3 protein-coding genes and 1 pseudogene are annotated in these 1,605 nt (G+C 63.8%); 3 read left to right on the forward strand and 1 reads right to left on the reverse strand.

Annotated elements, in window-relative coordinates:
• From ACK5IR_RS04275 to fliP, 3 genes and pseudogenes are all read left to right on the forward strand, one after another.
• Positions 1-283: pseudogene (locus ACK5IR_RS04275) on the forward strand (hypothetical protein); the annotation flags it as partial.
• On the forward strand, positions 276-557 hold the full coding sequence (locus ACK5IR_RS04280) for a FliM/FliN family flagellar motor switch protein (RefSeq protein WP_416926262.1): 282 nt from the start codon (positions 276-278) through the stop codon (positions 555-557). The pseudogene ACK5IR_RS04275 and the gene ACK5IR_RS04280, both read left to right, overlap by 8 nt.
• A complete protein-coding gene (gene fliP / locus ACK5IR_RS04285; RefSeq protein WP_416926264.1) occupies positions 554-1,294 on the forward strand; it encodes a flagellar type III secretion system pore protein FliP in 741 nt (246 codons plus the stop codon). The genes ACK5IR_RS04280 and fliP overlap by 4 nt, the downstream gene beginning before the upstream one ends.
• A 36-nt stretch (positions 1,295-1,330) precedes the next feature.
• On the opposite strand, the gene ACK5IR_RS04290 is transcribed toward fliP, so the two are convergent.
• Positions 1,331-1,605: adenosylhomocysteinase (locus ACK5IR_RS04290; RefSeq protein WP_416926266.1), on the reverse strand; the 275-nt coding region annotated here is incomplete at its 5' end.

A 1,605-nucleotide genomic window follows, 5' to 3' on the forward strand; every position in this document is an offset into this window, starting at 1 on the left:
GATCCTGCAACAGATCTCGGATCTGACCGGAGGTGCCGCCGACGTCACCCTCGAGATCGTTGTCTCACCCGGCAATGGCGAACTCATGCGCAGCCTGATTGCCGGCCATGTCGGGCCTCCGGCGCGGGTGGTGGAGGAGGAATCCCTCGGTGACGGACAGGCCTTTCTCAGGGCCGGCCGTGTCGAGCGCAAGCTCGACATCGATGCCGTCCTCCGGGACATCTCGGAAGCCATAGCGAGTTTTTTCGATCACCCAGAGCCAAAGGAAGTGGCGAATGCCTGACCAGCCCCCGAAACCGGAAAACCCGTTCTCCCAGGTTCCCGTTGAAATCACCGTATCGGTCGGGCGGGCGCGCCCCCGCATTTCCGACCTTCTCCAGCTGGAGAAGAACGCCGTGCTGCGGCTCGACAAGCGGGTGATCGATCCGGTTGAACTCTACGTCGGCGACAAGCTTATCGCGCGCGGCGAACTGATCGAACAATCCGGCCCCGACGAAGGCCAGCTCGCCGTCCGCCTGACCGAGATCGCCGATCTCGGCGAAAGCCTGAGACCGTGACACACCGCCTGCGCGCACCGCTGGCCGCCGCCGCCCTGCTCGCCGCGGGCGGCGGCGCCGTGGCGCAGGATATCACACTCTCCCTCGGCAGCAGCGAATCGCTGACCGGGGTCACCATCCAGCTCATGGTCCTGGTCGGCCTGCTCGGCCTGGCGCCGGGCCTGATCATCATGGCGACGTGTTTTCCGTTCATCGTGACGGTGCTGTCGATCCTGCGGCAGGCGATCGGGCTGCAGCAATCTCCGCCCAACATGCTGATCGTGACCATTGCGCTGGTGCTGACCTATTACGTGATGGACCCGGTTTTTGTCGAAGCCTGGGCCTCGGGCCTGAAGCCCCTGATCGACAACGATATCGATTCGGTCACCGCGCTGGCGCGGATTGCGGAGCCGTTCCGCGCTTTCATGGCGGCGCGTGTCGACCCCGATACGCTCATGCGGATGGCCGATCTTCGCCTGCTCGAAGCCGACGCCACCGCACCACCGGCGGACATGCCGCTCTCGGTGCTGGTTCCCTCGTTCCTGCTCAGCGAGATCGCGACCGCATTTCAGGTGGGTTTCCTGATTTTCCTGCCGTTCCTGATCATCGACCTCGTGGTAGCGGCAATCCTCATGTCGATGGGAATGATGATGGTGCCGCCGGCAATCGTCTCGCTGCCGTTCAAGCTCGCGTTTTTCGCCATTGCCAACGGCTGGACGCTGATTTCGGAAGCGCTGGTTCGCGGCTACCTGCAATAGCCCCGCCCGCGCTGGAGCGGGCGGGTGAGCTTGCGCTCAATAGCGGTAATGCTCGGGCTTGAACGGACCGTCGACCGTTACCCCGATGTACTCCGCCTGCTCGGGCGAAAGCTCCGACAGGCGAACGCCGATGCGGTCGAGATGCAGCCGGGCGACTTTTTCGTCGAGGTGCTTGGGCAGGATGAAAACGCCGTTCCCATAGGTATCGCCGCTCTTCCACAACTCGATCTGCGCCAGCACCTGATTGGTGAAGGAGGCGGACATGACGAAGGACGGATGCCCCGTGGCGTTGCCAAGGTTCAGCAGCCGCC

This window comes from Tropicimonas sp., assembly GCF_047971885.1.
Classification (GTDB): Bacteria; Pseudomonadota; Alphaproteobacteria; order Rhodobacterales; family Rhodobacteraceae; genus Tropicimonas.

Bases quoted from the DNA above. Each gene is read 5' to 3' on its own strand.
- ACK5IR_RS04280 (WP_416926262.1), top strand. From the start codon at position 276: ATGCCTGACCAGCCCCCGAAACCGGAAAACCCGTTCTCCCAGGTTCCC.